Origin of the sequence: Arthrobacter sp. G.S.26 (assembly GCF_050847375.1) — a bacterium.
Lineage (GTDB): Bacteria > Actinomycetota > Actinomycetes > Actinomycetales > Micrococcaceae > Arthrobacter.
Window position 1 is genome coordinate 3,857,366 of the sequence record NZ_CP193752.1, and the last position, 16,111, is coordinate 3,873,476.

The 16,111-nt window shown below is 66.0% G+C and carries 15 protein-coding genes and 2 riboswitches; of the genes, 7 read left to right on the plus strand and 8 right to left on the minus strand.

The window, feature by feature from the left end; translation table 11 throughout:
* Positions 1 to 197: 197 nt before the first annotated feature.
* Positions 198 to 312, plus strand: a riboswitch (SAM riboswitch).
* A gap of 13 nt (positions 313 to 325) precedes the next feature.
* From ACRB8A_RS17715 to ACRB8A_RS17725, 3 genes are read left to right on the plus strand one after another with little or no spacing between them, the layout of a single operon-like run.
* Positions 326 to 583 (plus strand): DUF1737 domain-containing protein, encoded by a 258-nt coding sequence (locus tag ACRB8A_RS17715; protein WP_050686296.1) that lies wholly within the window; start codon positions 326 to 328, stop codon positions 581 to 583.
* Positions 580 to 990, plus strand: coding sequence for a rhodanese-like domain-containing protein (locus ACRB8A_RS17720; protein WP_050686294.1), 411 nt, complete (start codon positions 580 to 582; stop codon positions 988 to 990). The genes ACRB8A_RS17715 and ACRB8A_RS17720 overlap by 4 nt, the downstream gene beginning before the upstream one ends.
* Entirely contained in the window at positions 991 to 2,199 is a 1,209-nt protein-coding gene (locus ACRB8A_RS17725) for an O-succinylhomoserine sulfhydrylase (protein ID WP_056595684.1), read from the plus strand.
* Here the strand turns inward: ACRB8A_RS17725 and ACRB8A_RS17730 are convergent.
* A complete protein-coding gene (locus tag ACRB8A_RS17730; protein WP_056595687.1) occupies positions 2,186 to 3,112 on the minus strand; it encodes a LysR family transcriptional regulator ArgP in 927 nt (308 codons plus the stop codon). The two genes, ACRB8A_RS17725 and ACRB8A_RS17730, sit on opposite strands and share 14 nt — an antisense overlap.
* A gap of 69 nt (positions 3,113 to 3,181) precedes the next feature.
* Between ACRB8A_RS17730 and ACRB8A_RS17735 the strand changes: the two genes are divergently transcribed.
* Positions 3,182 to 3,805, plus strand: a complete 624-nt coding sequence (locus ACRB8A_RS17735; protein WP_200933600.1) for a LysE/ArgO family amino acid transporter — start codon at positions 3,182 to 3,184, stop codon at positions 3,803 to 3,805.
* An 8-nt stretch (positions 3,806 to 3,813) separates the two neighbouring features.
* Here the strand turns inward: ACRB8A_RS17735 and ACRB8A_RS17740 are convergent, their stop codons facing one another.
* The gene (locus ACRB8A_RS17740) at positions 3,814 to 4,986 is read right to left on the minus strand and encodes a glutamate--cysteine ligase 2 (protein WP_056595693.1); all 1,173 of its coding nucleotides are present in this window, start codon (positions 4,984 to 4,986) and stop codon (positions 3,814 to 3,816) included.
* 210 nt (positions 4,987 to 5,196) lie between these two features.
* On the opposite strand from ACRB8A_RS17740, the gene ACRB8A_RS17745 reads away from it, so the two are divergent.
* Positions 5,197 to 6,018: an endonuclease domain-containing protein gene (locus ACRB8A_RS17745; protein WP_056595696.1), complete on the plus strand. Its 822-nt coding sequence runs from the start codon at positions 5,197 to 5,199 to the stop codon at positions 6,016 to 6,018.
* A 96-nt stretch (positions 6,019 to 6,114) separates the two neighbouring features.
* Here the strand turns inward: ACRB8A_RS17745 and ACRB8A_RS17750 are convergent, their stop codons facing one another.
* The 5 genes from ACRB8A_RS17750 to ACRB8A_RS17770 form a co-directional block, all read right to left on the minus strand.
* Complete coding sequence (locus ACRB8A_RS17750) at positions 6,115 to 7,638, minus strand: UDP-N-acetylglucosamine 1-carboxyvinyltransferase (RefSeq protein ID WP_050686286.1); 1,524 nt, start codon at positions 7,636 to 7,638, stop codon at positions 6,115 to 6,117.
* 106 nt (positions 7,639 to 7,744) lie between these two features.
* Positions 7,745 to 9,046 (minus strand): ABC transporter substrate-binding protein, encoded by a 1,302-nt coding sequence (locus ACRB8A_RS17755; RefSeq protein WP_056595699.1) that lies wholly within the window; start codon positions 9,044 to 9,046, stop codon positions 7,745 to 7,747.
* 88 nt (positions 9,047 to 9,134) lie between these two features.
* Positions 9,135 to 9,935, minus strand: coding sequence for an energy-coupling factor transporter transmembrane component T family protein (locus ACRB8A_RS17760; protein ID WP_056595702.1), 801 nt, complete (start codon positions 9,933 to 9,935; stop codon positions 9,135 to 9,137).
* Positions 9,932 to 11,479, minus strand: coding sequence for an ABC transporter ATP-binding protein (locus ACRB8A_RS17765; RefSeq protein WP_432245240.1), 1,548 nt, complete (start codon positions 11,477 to 11,479; stop codon positions 9,932 to 9,934). The genes ACRB8A_RS17760 and ACRB8A_RS17765 overlap by 4 nt, the downstream gene beginning before the upstream one ends.
* A complete protein-coding gene (locus ACRB8A_RS17770) occupies positions 11,479 to 12,102 on the minus strand; it encodes an ECF transporter S component (protein ID WP_050686280.1) in 624 nt (207 codons plus the stop codon). The genes ACRB8A_RS17765 and ACRB8A_RS17770 overlap by 1 nt, the downstream gene beginning before the upstream one ends.
* A gap of 68 nt (positions 12,103 to 12,170) precedes the next feature.
* Positions 12,171 to 12,312: riboswitch (TPP riboswitch) on the minus strand.
* Between the two features lie 72 nt (positions 12,313 to 12,384).
* Between ACRB8A_RS17770 and ACRB8A_RS17775 the strand changes: the two genes are divergently transcribed.
* Complete coding sequence (locus tag ACRB8A_RS17775) at positions 12,385 to 12,927, plus strand: heme-degrading domain-containing protein (protein WP_056595708.1); 543 nt, start codon at positions 12,385 to 12,387, stop codon at positions 12,925 to 12,927.
* Between the two features lie 19 nt (positions 12,928 to 12,946).
* Here ACRB8A_RS17775 and ACRB8A_RS17780 read toward each other — a convergent pair whose 3' ends face one another.
* Complete coding sequence (locus ACRB8A_RS17780) at positions 12,947 to 13,756, minus strand: response regulator transcription factor (protein WP_432245241.1); 810 nt, start codon at positions 13,754 to 13,756, stop codon at positions 12,947 to 12,949.
* Between the two features lie 880 nt (positions 13,757 to 14,636).
* Here ACRB8A_RS17780 and ACRB8A_RS17785 point away from each other — a divergent pair.
* Complete coding sequence (locus tag ACRB8A_RS17785) at positions 14,637 to 16,085, plus strand: hypothetical protein (protein WP_231686081.1); 1,449 nt, start codon at positions 14,637 to 14,639, stop codon at positions 16,083 to 16,085.
* Positions 16,086 to 16,111: the final 26 nt, after the last annotated feature.

Here is a 16,111-nt window from a genome sequence, read left to right on the forward strand (position 1 = left end):
CAGTGCCGCCACTCCGCGCGGCTGATCGATTGCTGATGGGAACCCCCCGGTCTGAAGCCAGCTGTCGGGGCGGCGCCCCCATGCAAACCTTATCGGTCCGGCCGCCGCGCCAGGACCCCGTGCCCGGCGCGGCTCGGTTACGGAACATGACGACGGCGGCCGTGCGGCACCGGGCAGCAAGTGTTACGTTTTTGGGGAGTAATGAGTACCGGCACTAAGCCCTGACTGGCCGGTCGGCAACCCTCCCTTCCGCGGCGGGGTGCCTCAGGTGAATACTCGGCATATCGACCATTCGAGCTGCAAGCGTGAGAGAAGGAGATCCGTCGTGTCCGACGCACCTGCCCCTGAAGAGAGACTGTCCTACCGCCTCATCAGCGGCCCGGACAACCGCGAGTTCTGCGAGCGGATCTCGGCCGCACTGGCGGAGGGCTACGTGCTGCACGGAAGCCCCGCCGCCACGTACAACGGCGGAGGTGTGATTGTGGCCCAGGCAGTTGTCCTGCCGGCCGCCATCGCCACGGCCGACGCCGCCGTGGCAACCGCAGTGGACAGCCTCGAATTCGACGGCGAGGGGCACGCATGAGCTACGCCGGAGACCTGACCCCGCAGGAGGCATGGGCCAAGCTGGAGCAGGGCGCCATCCTGGTGGACGTCCGGACCGAAGCTGAATGGGCCCATATCGGCATTCCTGACACCAAGGCCACGGACAACGATCCCTTGTTTATTCAGTGGACCTTCCCTGGCGGCGTCCCGAACCCCGCCTTCATCAGCGACCTCAGCCAGCAGGCTCCGGAGGATTCAGCCGCGGAACTGCTGTTCCTGTGCCGTTCCGGGCAGCGCTCCATCGCGGCTGCCACCGCGGCGACGCAGGCCGGTTTCACCTCATACAACGTGCTGGAGGGCTTCGAGGGCGAGCCTGACCGGTATGGCGAACGGACCGTCAACGGCTGGAAGAACCGCGGCCTGCCTACCAACCTGGGAACCAACTAAATGGCTTTTAATGACGACGCTGCCGGTTGGAACGCCGATACGCAGGCGGTCCGCGGTGGCCTGGACCGCACCAACTTCCAGGAGACCAGCGAGGCGCTGTTCCTGAACTCAGGGTTTGTCTATGAATCCGCTGCCGCCGCCGAGCGGGCGTTCACCGGCGAGGACCAGCGTTTTGTCTACTCCCGCTACGGCAACCCCTCGGTAGCCACTTTTCAGGAGCGGCTGCGGCTGCTGGAGGGCACCGAAGCGTGCTTCGCCACGGCCTCCGGAATGTCAGCGGTCTTTACCGCCCTGGGCGCCCTCCTCGCTGCCGGCGACCGCGTGGTTGCCGCCCGGTCGCTGTTCGGTTCCTGCTTTGTGATCCTGAACGAGATCCTGCCGCGGTGGGGCGTGGAAACGGTGTTTGTTGACGGGCCGGACCTGGACCAGTGGCGCGAAGCCCTGTCCCAGCCCACCACTGCCGTGTTTTTCGAGTCGCCGTCCAACCCCATGCAGGAGATTGTGGACATCGCCGCCGTCAGCGACCTGGCCCACGCTGCCGGCGCAACAGTCGTCGTCGACAATGTATTTGCCACTCCCCTGCTCCAGCGGTGCGGCCAGTTCGGCGCCGACGTTATTGTCTACTCCGGCACCAAGCACATCGACGGCCAGGGCCGCGTCCTGGGCGGGGCGATCCTGGGCACCAGGGAGTTCATTGACGGTCCCGTGAAGCAGCTCATGCGCCACACCGGGCCTTCGCTTTCCCCGTTTAACGCCTGGGTCCTCAACAAGGGACTGGAGACGATGGCACTGCGGGTCAACCACTCGTCGGCCACGGCCCTGCGGTTGGCCGAGTGGCTGGAGCAGCAGCCGGCGGTCAGCTGGGTGAAATACCCGCTGCTTAGATCGCACCCCCAGTACGGGCTTGCCGCGAAGCAGATGAAGGCAGGCGGCACCGTCCTTACGCTGGACCTGGGTTCGGCTCCCGGGCGGTCGGCCAAGGACGCCGCCTTTGCCCTGCTGGACGGCCTGCGCATCATCGATATCTCAAACAACCTGGGTGACTCAAAGTCCCTCATCACCCATCCTGCCACCACCACGCACCGGGCCATGGGGCCGGAAGGCCGCGCAGCGATCGGGCTGGGCGACGGTGTGGTGCGGCTGTCCGTGGGGCTCGAGGACGCCGATGACCTGATCGGCGACCTGGAGCAAGCGCTCAAGCAGATCTGACGGAACCCGGTCCCGGGGCGGGCTGCCGGAGCTCGTGGGCAGCCGTCGCCCGGACGGCCGCCGTGAGCTGGTTCAGCACCGGCGAGTCAATTTTCCAGCGCTGCCAGTAGAGGGCCACGTCCACCGGGTGCCCGGGCGCGAGTTCCACCAGCTCGCCGCTGCCAAGCCACGGCAGGCATTCCGCTTCGGGCAGCAGTCCCCAGCCCATCCCCAGCCGGATGGCCTGGGCAAACTCTGCCGATGACGGGACGTAGTGCCGCGGGGCACCGAGGGCCGTCCCGGTCATCCTGCGGAAGAACCCACCCTGAAGGTCGTCCTTCCGGTCGAAGTCCACCACCGGGGCGGTGCTGCCCGCAACGAGCTCCGGCCCGCCGGGCAACCAGTGCCGGACGTACCCGGGACTGGCTACGGCACGGTATCTCAGCGCCCCGAGTGGCTCGACGCTGCAGCCTTGAACCGGTTCCGGGTTCGCTGTGACGGCGGCGATCACCGCTCCCGTCCGGAGGAATTGCGTGGAATGCTGCTCGTCCTCGCGGCGCAGCTCAAAGGTGACACCCGGCTCCGGGGGGAGGCTTGCCAGCGCCGCCATGAACCAGGTGGCAAGCGAATCGGCATTCACCACCAGCGGGATGGGCGTGCTGGGGCTACCGGCGGCGCCACCGAGTTCGCGTTGCGCGTCCCCTTCCAGTTGCCGGAGCTGGCGGGCGTAGCGCAGCACGGCCTCGCCCGCCGTGGTGGGGCGGGCCGGGTTGGTTCGCTGCAGCAGGATCTGGCCGGCTGCGTCCTCCATCGCCTTGAGCCGCTGCGACACCGCAGACGGCGTGACGTGCAGGGTGCGAGCGGCAGCCTCCAGCGTCCCCTCATCCAGCACTGCGGCAAAGGTCTTCAACTGGTCGAGCTGGAACTTCTTCATTAGCTCAGCTTAGTAGTCCTAATTATCTTTAGCTGGAGTAATTTCGAGCCCAACCGTAGCTTTGGCTTTATGGACATACTTGTTGGGTTTGGCGCGGCGATGCTTGGTTGCGGCACAGGGCTGGCGCTGATTGTCGCCATCGGCAGCCAGAATGCCTTTGTGCTCCGGCAAGGCATCCGGGGCGAGCACGTGGCCGCCGTTGTCATCGTCTGCAGCGTCTCCGACGCGCTGCTGATTGCCGGGGGCATCGCGGGCCTCGGTGTCCTGATCCAAACCAGCCCGGTGGTGGTGGACGTGGCCCGTTATGCCGGGGCCGCGTTCCTGGTCACCTACGGTGTGCTGGCTGCCCGGCGCGCCATCCGACCAGGGGTGCTGACGGCGTCAGGTTCCCGGAAGGCACTCAGCGCCGGTGCCGCCCTGTCCACAGTGCTGGCCCTGACCTGGCTCAACCCGCACGTCTACCTGGACACGGTGCTGCTGCTCGGGTCGGTGGCCAACCAGCAGGAGCAGGACCTGCGCTGGTGGTTCGGTGCGGGGGCGATCGCCGCCAGCGGAGCCTGGTTCAGCGCCTTGGGCTTCGGCGCCCGCGTCCTGCGTCCGTTCTTTGCCCGGCCATCGTCGTGGCGCTTCCTCGACGGCCTCATCGCCCTGGTGATGCTCACGCTCGGCCTGCGCCTGGCGGCGGGTCTCTGACAGGTGCTTCAGGACTGGCGTACGCGGAGCAGTTCCGGCGTCCCCGCCACGTCAGCCAGCCCTGAAGTGCCGTGCATCGTGACGCCCACGGCATGGATGACCACGGCCCCCAGCCCGCCGTCGTCGGCCGCTGCTTCCTGCACCCGGCGCTGCTCAGCCGAGCCGGTGCCGCGCGCAATGATGTCCTCCGTACCCTGCCGGGCCAGGGCCAGTTCGCCCTGTTCCTGCAGGACCGGTGCCAGGTAGTCCACCAGGGACCGCACCACCATGACGGCGGGAGCAGGGCGGAAGGTCCCAAAATCGAGGAGTTCCCCGCGCAGCCCGCTGCTGCTGGCCTGCCAGGCCGCCATCCGGAGCAGCACCGTGGGCACCGGGACAGGGTCAATGCCGTCCCGCCACTCCCTGCTGGCCGTTTCCACCAGGGCCCGCACCAGCACCGCAATCAGCGCAGCATCCTCTGCGCGGAGGCAGACGTCCGCCACCCGCACCTCAACCGTGGGGTGGTTCCGGGACAGCCTGGCATCAAAATACAGCATGCCTTCATCCAGCATCACACCGCTGTCCAGCAGCCGGGTCACCACCCGCCGGTAGGCAGGGTACGTCCCGTAAATGCCGGCCGGGCCGGAAGTCGGCCAGCGGTTCCAAGCCTGCGTGCGGTAGCTTTCGAACCCGGTGGGCATCCCGTTCCAGAAGGGCGAATTGGCACTCAGCGCCGTGAGGACAGCCAGTTTGTCCCTGATCCGGTCCAGGACGGCGATGCCTTCCTCCGGCGAGGCCACGAAGCTGTGGACATGGAAGCCGCAGGTCAGCTGCTCCTGCGCGGTGAGTCCGAACCGCTCCTGCATCAACGCGTACCGCGGGTCAGGAGTGGTGTGGGTGGTTGAGGCCAGCGGGGACGTGGCCAGCGCAGCCACCCGGGCGTTGTTCCTGCGGGCGGCCTGGTCTGCCAGCAGCCGCCCGGCCTTGATCTGCGGGAGCAGCCCGGCGTGGTCGCCGCACGGACGGGTTTGGGTCTCGATCTGCTCCAGCTTGAGTTCGGCACTGAGCCCCATGCCCTGGCCGGCCGGCGAATCATCGGCGGCCAGGTGCCGGCCGGAGAGCAGCGCATCCGCGAGCGCCAGCGGTTCGCCCGACTCCGGGTCAACGATCAGGAGCTCTTCCTCAACGCCGAATGTTCGCATGCTTACATTGTGCGGCACTTCCCTGCCGGTAACCGGTTCCGGATTGCGGCGGATTCTGCCCAATCAATGCGGTGGGCGGGCGCGGCGTGCGGGCCAGTGGGCGGCGGGGCCCGGGTTTGTCGTGGTTGAGTGGGCAGAACCCGCCGCCCGTTCTCCACATAGGGCACGACGGCGGTGCCCAACCGGCCCAAAAGATGGCTGGCTCGTTCCATGGACCCCCTGGACTACCTGAAATCCGTCGGCGGCGTGGCACGGGTTGGCCTGCTCCGCCGCCAAGGCTACTCGGAGCGCGCGGTGCGGAATCTCGCCACAGCCGGAGCAGCCCAGCCGCGCAAGGGTGTCTGGGCCTTGCCGGACGCCGATCCCGCTTTCCTGCAGGCAATCGTCAGCGATTCGTTGTTGACCTGCGCTTCCGGGGCCATCCGGTACGGGCTGTGGATCAAGGACAGGCCGGTCCGGCTCCATCTGGCGGCCAAACACCGGCGCGGAACGCATCGCCCCAGGCACGGCGGGCTGCGTTTCGAGCCGCATCACCAACTGCCCATCGCCGGCATCGAGGACATTGTGATCCACGCCCTGACCTGCCTGCCGGAAGTCGATGCGATAGCGATCGCCCAGTCCGCAATGCGCTTCCAGGGTGTGTCCCGGGCTGCGCTGGAAGCCCAGCTGGGCGCCAGGTACTACGGTGTGGCCCGGCGGCGCCTGGCAAAGGCGGACGGCTTGTCCGAATCCGTGCCGGAGATCAGTGCCAAGCTGTTGTTCGACGCGGCGGGGCTTGAGTTCCGCCGACAGGTCCAAGTACCCGGAGTGGGGCGGGTGGACTTTATGCTTGGGGGCTGGCTCATCGTGGAAGTCAACGGCTACCAGTTCCACAGCTCGCGGGACGCCTGGCGCAAGGACATGGCCCGCCTGAACGCCGCGCAGGCCCTGGGTTACGCAACCCTCAGCTTCGCGCCCGAGCAGGTCTGGAACGCCCCCGATGTGGTGCTCCGGGACATCCGGGCTGTGCTGCGGCGGGGCCGTCCTGCCTGATTCTGCACCATCATCCGCCGCGGGCCGGGCCGGAAGCCCGGACTGGCGGGGCCCACCCGGGCCTGGGCGCGGATGATCGTGCAGAATCCGCCGGAACTAGTCCTGGAAGTACTCCACCTTGGCCCCGATGGTGTTCAAGCGCTCCGCGAGGTCCTCGTAGCCGCGCTCAATCACGTAGATGTTCCGCAGCTCGGACACTCCCCGGGCGGCAAGCATGGCCAGCAGCAGGCACGCGGCCGGGCGCAGGGCGGGCGGGCAGCCGACCTCTGCTGCGCGCCACTTGGTGGGCCCGTTGACGTAGATCCGGTGCGGATCCAGGAGCTGCACCTGGGCGCCCAGCCGGTTCAGCTCCGTGAGGTAGATGGCCCGGTTTTCGTAGACCCAGTCGTGGATCATGGTCTGGCCGTGGGCGTTGGCGGCGATCACGGCGAAAAAGGGCAGGTTGTCGATGTTCAGGCCGGGGAACGGCATCGGGTGGATCTTGTCCTCAGGGGCGCGCAGCGCGGAAGGCTTGGTGGTTACGTCCACCAGCCTGGTCCGTCCGTTGCGGGCCACGTATTCGCCGGAAATCTCCAGCTGCTGGCCCATCTGGCCCAGGGTGGCAAGCTCGATCTCCATAAACTCGATGGGAACCCGGCGGACCGTCACCTCGGAGTTGGTCACGATGCCTGCGGTAATAAGGCTCATCGCCTCGATGGGGTCCTCGGAGGGGAAGTACTCGATGTCGGCATCGATGTGCGGCCGGCCAACGATCCGAAGCGTGGTGGTGCCGACGCCCTCGATGCTGACGCCGAGCATCTGCAGGTAGAAGCAGAGGTCCTGGACCATGTAGTTGGGGCTGGCGTTGCGGATCACGGTGGTGCCTTCGCGGTGGGCAGCGGCCATGATGGCGTTCTCCGTGACCGTGTCCCCGCGCTCGCTCAGCACAAAGGAGCGGTCGCGGGTATCGGCGGATGGCGCCTGGACGCTGTAGAAGCCTGCCGTGGCCTCCACCGACAGACCGTACTGACGCAGAGCCTGCATGTGCGGTTCAACGGTCCGTGTGCCCAGGTCGCAGCCGCCGGCATAGGGCAGCCGGTACTCGGCGGTCTCGTCCAGAAGCGGCCCCAGCAGCATAATGACGCTGCGGGTCCGGCGGGCGGCGTCAACGTCCATTGCAGCCAGGTCCAGCACGGCGGGGCGGCGGAGGCGCAGGTCAGTGGCGTTCAGCCAGGTGCACTCAACACCAATGCTGCTGAGCACCTCAACGATGCGGTTGACCTCCTCGATCCGGGCAAGCCGGCGGAGGACGGTGGTCCCCCGGTTGATGAGGCTGGCGCACAGCAGGGCAACGCCGGCGTTTTTGCTGCTGTTGACGTCCACCGAGCCGGACAGGGTGCGGCCGCCTTCAACACGAAGGTGCGTCATCCGCGGTTTACCAACGTTAACGATGCTGCGGTCGAAGATGGTTTCCAGGCGCTGGATCATCTTCAGGCTCAGGTTCTGCTTGCCCTGCTCCATCCGGGCCACTGCGCTTTGGCTGGTGCCAAGCTCGGAAGCCAGCTGTCCCTGGGTCCAGCCCTTCTCGCTCCTGGCGTTCCTCAACATGGCGGCAACGTGTTCGGTAGTCTCCTGGCTCATGCCGCGAATATATCATGAATGAGTTACGGCGTGCCGCTTGGGCCACCCAAGGGCCCAGCGGCGCGCCGTATACCCGTTACGTGCGATACCAGGCAATCGCTGGCACCTATTTCCCGATGGCAGCCTTGCTCTCGCTCAGCCACTGGCCTGCCGCCTTTTCGGGTGTCAGCCGCTCGAAAAGCACCTCGGTGTTGATACGTGCCGTAATTTCAGCCACGGCCGTGGAGCCGGTGGGTCCGATGAAGGTGGGGGCAAAATCCTGCTTTCCGATCTCGTCCACGTAGGCCGCCTCGGCCTTGCCCTGGGGGGTCAACAGGTCACCGATGGCGGTACGCATGTCGGCATTGCTGGGCACACCACGGTCACTTTGGACCACCCGCGCCGATTCCTCATTGTTGACCAGGAAATCGATCAGCTTGGCCGCCGCCTCCGTATGCTTGCTCCGCGCCGAGACCGTGTAGAACTGGGAGGACTGCAGCCAGATGCCGTGGGTGGGGATTTCGCCGGGCAGCTTAAGCAGCTCCAGCGGGGCACCGGAGGCCTTGCTCAGGGCCGTCAGCGAGTTTGACCAGGTCAGCATCATGGCGGCCTGGCCGGTCCCCATCAGGGTCTGCTCGGTACTGACGTTGAGCTTTTCCACCGTTTCGGACGCACCGGGCGCGGCCCCCGATTGGCTCAGTTCCAGGGAGTAGTCGAAGTAGTCCCGGACCGTGCCCTCCTCGAGGCCCAGCGCGCCGTCCTTGGTGTACAGCGATTGGCCGCGCTGCCGTGCGAAGGCGTCCAGCGAGTCGTGGGTCAGGACAGTGGCAGTCCCGTAGGTGCCCTTGGGGCTTTTGGCGGTCACGCCTGCGGCAATCCGGGCGAAATCCTCCCAGGTCCACGTCCCGTCGTCGGGCATGGGGACGCCGGCGGCCTCGAAGACGGCCGGGTTGGCCACGATGGCCAGCGCGTTGGCGCCGGTGGAGATGCCGTACTGCTTGCCATCCACCTGCCCGTTCTGCAGGGCGCCCTGGTCGATGCCGGACAGGTCCAGGGCGTCGCCCACCGTGGACAGGTCAAGCAGGGCCCCGCGGTTGGCGTACTCGGCGGGGTAGGCGCCGCCCATGGTGATCACATCCGGGGCGTCATTGGCCGCGACCTGGGTGGCGAGCTTGTCGAAGTAGCCCGAAATGTCGCCGTACTCGGGCTTGACCTTGATATCGGGGTTTTGTGCTTCGAAGGCGGCGATGGCCTTGCTGGTCAGGTCCGCGCGGGTGGCGTTTCCCCACCAGGCGAACCGGATCTCCTGCTGCCCTGAGCCTGATTCGCCGGACGAATCATTGGAGCAGGCAACGGTGAAGCCCAAAAGGCTTAGGGCTGTTGCCACTGCAATGATCTTCCGGGTTCCACGGATGTTTTTACGCGCCATTGGGTATCCACCTTTGTCGAGAAACCGATTTCCCGAAACTATCAGTGTGTTTCGGGAAGATCAATGGTTTTGCCAACAGGATAAGGACCTATTGCCCCAGCCACACCATGTTCCACGTTCCGGCCGACACGGCAGCAGTGACGGCAAGGCCGGAGATCAGGGCACCACCGGCAACCACCCACACATCGAGCGCGCTAAAGGTGGACTCACGGGCCCAGGTCCGTTCGCCGCCGCCGAAACCCCTCGCTTCCATGGTCACGGCGAGCCTGGAGGCCCGCCGGATCGCCTGCACCAGGAGTCCGAAGCTTTGTCCCAGCGTGGCCTTGATCCGCTGGCCCACGCTGCCGCGCGAACCCACGCCGCGGGCCCGGCGCGCCATCCCGATGGTCTGCCATTCCTCCGCCATCAGCCCCACCAGCCGCATTGCCGCGAGCGTCCCCAGGACAAACCGGTGCGGCAGCCGGGCCTTCTGGGCCAGCGCGTCGGCCAGGTCAGTGGGATCGGTACAGCTCATCAGCAGCACAGCGGGAAGGGCGATGGCCAGGCCGCGGAGCAGGAATCCGGCGCCGGTTTCCAGCGAACCCTCGCTCATGGTCCAGATCCCGACGTCGATCAGCGTCCTTCCGCTGTCCGCTGCCAGGATGGAGGTACTCCAGCCGCCGACGGCCGCCGCCAGGATCAACGGCCAGCCACGCTGCCACAGCAGCGTCAGCGTGAGCCCCGCCAGGGGGAACAGCAGCAGTTCGCAGGCGAGCGCAACGGACGCGGAAACCCAGTCGATGGACAGCGCCAGAACCAGCGTGACCAGGAAAACGGCGGCAAATTTGCTCAGCGGGTTGGCGCGGGTCAGCACGGCGGTTCCGCCGGAAAGGTTCAGCTCCTGCCTCATGGCGCCACCCGCTCCGGAGCTGACAGTCGCAGCTCGGCCCCGCCCAGGGCGGCGGTGAATTCGGCATCATGCGTCACCGAGACCACAGCGGTGCCGGTGTCCAGGAGTTCGGTGAGGAACGATGCCAGCTCGGCCCAGGTGTTGGCGTCCTGCCCGAACGTGGGCTCGTCCAGGATCAGGACCCTGGGACTCGCGGCCAGGACGGTGGCCACGGAAAGCCGCCGCTTCTCGCCACCCGAGAGCGTGTAGGGATTCGCGCCCACCAAACCGGTCAGCCGCAGCCTTTCCAGCAGCTCATCCACCCGTTCCGCGCCATGGCCCAAGTGCCTGGGACCGAACTGCAGTTCGTCCAGCACCCGGCCGGTGACGAACTGGTGTTCAGGCTCCTGGAACACCGTGCCGATCCGCTCGATCAACTGCTCGGCCTTCCAGCGGTAGGGATCCGGGCCGGCACCCTGGCCCAGCCGTGGCTCCGCCCCGACGGTCCCGGCAACCGGAGCCAGTAATCCGCCCAGCGTCAGGGCGAAGGTGGATTTTCCGGCGCCGTTGGGACCCGTGATGGCCAGCGCCTGCCCGGAAATTACCTGCGCGTCGATTCCTTCCTGGACGGGAACCGGCGGAATTTTGCGGAACCTGCTGCGGCGGGGCCGTTCACGGGACACCGCCAGATTGTCCGCGGCAAGAAGCAGGTCGCCGTCGGCCGGGGAGCCCGCCGCGCGGGAGCGGGTTGCCGGAACGTATCCCGGGACCCAGACGCCGGCGGCCTTCAGCATGTCCCGGGCGCTTTCCAGCACCAGATCCGGCGGCCCGTCAAGGAGCACGGCCGGGTCCGACGCCGCTCCCGGCTGCAGCACCACGATCCGGTCCACCACGTCTTTCCACACGCCCACGCGGTGCTCCACCACCACCAGCGTGGCTCCCGTTTTGTCCAGGCATCTGGCCACGGCGTCGCGGACCTCCAGGACACCGGCCGGGTCCAGGTTCGCCGTGGGCTCATCCAGCAGGATCAGGCCTGGCCGCATGGCGAGGATTCCCGCCAGCGCCAGGCGCTGCTTCTGCCCGCCTGAAAGGGCCGACGTCGGGTGGTCCAGCGAAAGGTGGGAGAGCCCGACGTCGGCCAACGCCTCGTGCACGCGGGCCCAGATAGTGTCCCGGGGCACCGCGAGGTTTTCGGCGCCGAAGGCAACATCGTCGCCCACCCTGGAGAGGACCACCTGCGTTTCCGGGTCCTGCTGCATCAGGCCGGCGCGGCCGCGCTGGGACCGGGGCGGGGCGCCGTCCACCAGCAGCGAACCGGACTCGTCCGACTCCGCCGCTTCGCCGTCGTCGTCCGCATCCCCCAGCACCCCTGCGAGGGCGTGGAGCAGCGTGGACTTACCGGCTCCGGAGGAGCCCAAAAGGAGGACCCGCTCGCCGGGCCGGATATCCAGGTCAAGGGCGTGGACGGCGGGCCTGGTACGGCCGGCATGGCGCCAGCCCCACCCGCGGGCACTGACCGCTGCGGGCCGGACCGCCGGGCTGCCGTGCTGGGAAGGTGCAGGCATCAGGAGAAGGCAGGCTCCGATGCGGCCTTCCGGGAGGCGAAGGAAGCCAGCACGCCGGTCCTGGCCAGGCCGCGGGTGGCGATCCAGGAGAGGGCGCCGGCGATGACTGCGCCGGAGATGGCGGTGAAGACGATGTAGGCGAGTTTGTCGCCGCCCGAATAGGCAATGTTCCAGCCCCACGGCGCGAACGAATCGTTCAGGCCGCAGAAGAGTCCGGCACCCGCGCCGGCCAGCAGGGAGACAGGAAGGTTGAACTTCCGGTAGACGAAGATGGCGAAAATGATCTCGGCGCCCAGGCCCTGGACGAACCCGGAAAACAGCACCGACGCGCCGTACTGCGAGCCCATAAACAGCTCACCCGTCGCGGCGATGGTTTCGCAGAAAAGTGCGGCACCTGGTTTCCGGATGATCAGCATGCCCAGGACGGCCGGGATCATCCAGCCGCCGGCCAGGAGGCCGGTCAGGGGCGGATAGACGGCGTTCATCGGCGCGGAAACGGCCGCAGCACCCTGGGACCAGGCCCAGAAAATGATGCCGCCGGCAATCGCGATCAGGGCTGCGACGACGATGTCCACGACGCGCCAGGACCTGCTGGTGGTCTTCTTGATTGCTGCAGTGCTCATGGTGGTCCTCCTGGGTAACAGGAGGGGAAAGTGGACACGGGTGGCGGTTGCTGCCGCCATTTTCCGCGCACTTCGAGAACTCGACTCCCTTGCGCCGGTACTAACCGGATCAGGTTCGAGGGTCTGCGGCTGTCCGCACTCTCAGCGCCCACCTGCGGATCCTGGCAAATGCCAGTGATGCCCGACGGCTGCGCTCCCCTGTCGTTGAATGTTTCAGTGGTTGGTTAAAGCTGCCCTGTTGGGCCTGCCCAGTTTACACCTGGGCGGGGTAGATTGTGGGCCATGACCGCCAATTCACCGCTTGTGACCGACTTCGATCCGGACTCCGCCGATGCCCAGCCTGAGGGTTCGCTGGACGCCTTCATTGCCAGGATCGAAGCCGAGACCAGGGAACTGCAGTTTCCCGGCTTTTCGCTGGATGACGCCCTGAACCTCGGGTTGCTGTTGGTGGAGCTGGGAAAGGAGCGGAGCCTGCCCATTGCCATTGATATTTCCAGGAGTGAGCAGGTGCTCTTCCACGTGGCGCTTCCCGGCGCCACTCCGGACAACGAGCAGTGGATCCGGGCGAAGAAGGCCACAGCGGCCCGCTACGAGGTGCCGTCCCTGCTGGTCGGCCTTCGGGGCCGGCGGAACGGCGGCCGGATCGAGGACAACGCCTGGTTCGACCAGTCCCGCTACGCAGCCCACGGCGGGTCTTTCCCCTTGTACGTGGCCGGCGTCGGGTCCGTCGCCACTGTCACGGTATCCGGCCTCCCGCAGGTCCAGGACCACAACCTGGTGGTCGAAGCCCTGCGCGAAATCCTCACCCCGGCCCAGGGCAGCTGAAAAGCAGCGGGTTCAGCATTCAGTCCTGTTGCCTGCCCTGCCGGCGCGGCACCGGCGGCGTGAGGCGGTAGCCCACACCGTGCACCGTCTCCACCCACCGCGGCTTCCTGGGGTTTTCCCCGAGACGTTTACGGAGGTTGCTGACGTGGACCTCCACCGCGCGTTCCTCCGTGGCGCCCACAAAGGAGCCGTCGTAGCTGTCATGTCGAAGGTAGCGCACCAGGTCGGCCTTCGCCTGGATGGTCCGCCGTTTTTTCATCAGCACCAGGAGGATGTCGAACTGGCTCCGCGTCAGGGCGACGGGTACGCCGTCCACGGCAGCCTGCCGGGTTCCCTCGTGCAAAGCCAGGCCCTTGTGGACGTAGTCGAAACTGTCATACGTCGCCTCCCGCGTGAAAGTCCCGTCACCGGAACCCGCAGCGGCGTCCCCTTGGCTGCTGCCCGCCCCACCCGGGCTGGAGGCCCGCGGCCTGCGGAGCATCGCCTTGATGCGGGCCCGAAGTTCCCGGGCACGGAAGGGTTTGACGATGTAATCGTCAGCGCCCGCCTCAAAGCCAAGCAACGCATCCGCCTCGTCTGCACGCCCACTGATGATCACCACGTAAGCGTCACTGAAGGTCCTGATGCGCCGGGACGCTTCAAGCCCATCAAAGTCCGGCAGGCCGATGTCGAGGGTCACGATGTCAGGGTTGTGCGTCCGTACCTGGTCCAGTCCTTCAGCACCCGATGTCGCCTGGTGCACAGCGAACCCTGCCTGCCGGAAAATCGCAGCAAGCGCAGCCCTTACGTCGTTGTCGTCTTCGATCACTACTGCTACACCGCGCTCCACAACTGCTTCCTTCCATGTAGTAACTGTCCCGGCACGCACAGCCGGTCCGGGCTTTATGCATTACCTGTGGATTCGGCACCGCCAACCCCGCGGATGGCTCAGTGGGAAATTCAGGCAAACACCAGCCTTGGGATCAGGTCCCTTTTTGAGGCGGACTCCAGGGGTATCTTCGATGATATTCTCCGTCAATTTCCAGGCCCGGCAGGGTGCCGGCATTTGAGACGGACAAAAGCTTACGGCGTGCGATCCGCATCACATTACCCAGGGTTGTGAATGGGGTCGACGATAATGCGCGTCGGCCGTTTGTGAACAGCGTCACGGCGCGGCAAAACAGCAGGCCATCAGCTACTGACGTGGGCGAACAGGTCCTCAGCAACGGGCCTTGGATAATACTGAGGAATTCCTGAGAATCTTTTCGAGCATTGATCAGATCTTGATCTTTCTCAAAGTAGTTTCTGAGGAGTGGTTGATTGAATGTTTCTTGTTGCCTGAACCGGACGCAATGGTTTACCAGCGGAGGCCGCTGGGTTGGGTCATTCCAGCGGCGCTGCCAAGAAACCAAGTAGTGCATTGGAAAAAAATAGAGTACTGCCTACTCGGGTTTTTCCGTGAAGTTTTGCGTGGAATTAGATTTGTAGATTTCCGGCCTTCCAAGTGGGGCCGGTACCAGCCGGAGTCGGCGGCGGAAGCCTGCCTCTGAGACCGGGCCGGCCCCCCAGTCCGCCGTCGACTCCCCTTCTCCTGCACAACCGACCCAACACCAACATGAGTGCCCATCGCGCCTGCCGCGCCTCAATCGCTGACGAGAGAGACCGGTGGGCTTTTCCATGCCCGCAGCTCGAGGGCAGGGGCTTGATCCAGAGGAAAGAACCAGATCATCTTGAAGTCCTTATTTCACGATTCCTACACCCGCCAGATGTCGTTGATCGTTGTGGTGGGACTGGCGCTGTCCGCACTTGTGCCCGCAACCGTGCAGCTTTTTCCCGGCTCCGCCGGTTTTCCCGTTCTTGCCGCAGCAGCGGTCCCGTTCCTGCTGGCTCTCGCCCTGATCATCAAGCCAGGCATTGCCGGTCCCAACAGCGGGGCAGTTGCCTCGACTGAAAGGTTGGGCTCTGCGCTCCTGCTGTACCTTTCACCCGTTCTTTTGCTCAACGTTGTCTACCCGTTGGTCAGCCCCACAATGGCTGCCGTTGACGTGGATGGGGTGCCCCTGACGCTCGTGGTGCTGGCATCCTCCATCACCGTGCCCTGGATGGCCCAGGCGGCATGCCTTCCCATCTACCGGGTCCTCGGCGATCTGATGGCCGAGCGGAACCTCGAAGCCATCACCCGGAAATTCTGCCGTTACTGGCCCATGATGTTCGTCCAGTCACTGCCGCTGGTTGCCGTATTCGCCGTTCCCATGTGGTTGGCCTCAGGGTGGTCCGCCACCGTGATGCTCGACTATGTGGTGCTCTGCGTCCTGCACCTTCTCTTTGTGCAGTCCCTGGTACTGGCCAACGTGGCAAACCGCCGGGGCCTGTGGGCAGCGGCGTGGTCCGGTTACGCCGCCGCGCTTTTTATCGCCCCCACAGTGTGGTGGCTTCCGCCCCTGGTGGGCACGGCAACGCAGCTCCTGGCCATGCGCTCCGGCCTGCGGCAGTTGGGATTTACCCAGCGGCTCGGCACGCGGGTGTTCGGCCTCGACCTTGTCCGCGGACTCCTCATGGGAGCCGTGCTTTGGGCTGACAAGTTTGCACTCTTCCTGGTCACCAAAGGCGACTTCAACGTCGTCGCCGTGTTCGCAGCGATGCTGCCCGCTGTCGTTGCCTACAACTACTACTTTGTCCACCTTGCGCCTGGCGTGGACAGTGCCCTCAACGGCCTGCACCGGGACATTGAAGCGGCTCCCATCAGCGCTTTGAAGGGGAGCTCGCGCCGGTTGAGCCGTGTCGTTGACCGCTCCGTGTTGCTCACGGGCGCCATCGCAGCGCTGCTGGCACTTTCAGTGTCCCTGGTGATGTCCGGGGTTGATCCGCAGCAGTCCCTGCTGGCGGTGGCCGCCACCCTGGCTTCCTGGGCCTTTATGGTCCTGACACTGCTCAGCTACGAACTGGACTTCATCGGCGAGAAGACCACCCCCCAGATCATTGGAGCCGTCCACCTGGCGGTCTGCGTCCTTGCCTTCGCCGCCGGCGGACTGCTGGGCCCACTCACCGGTGCGGCCGGCGGCTACCTGCTGTTGGGCGCTGTGGACTTTGTCCTCATCGGCATCGCCTGGACGCTCTACAAGCGTCACTGGAGCCAACCGGAATACACGCTTTTCTGGCGCCACGCCACTACCTGGTAACCAGCCCATCACCCGGCAAGGACCCG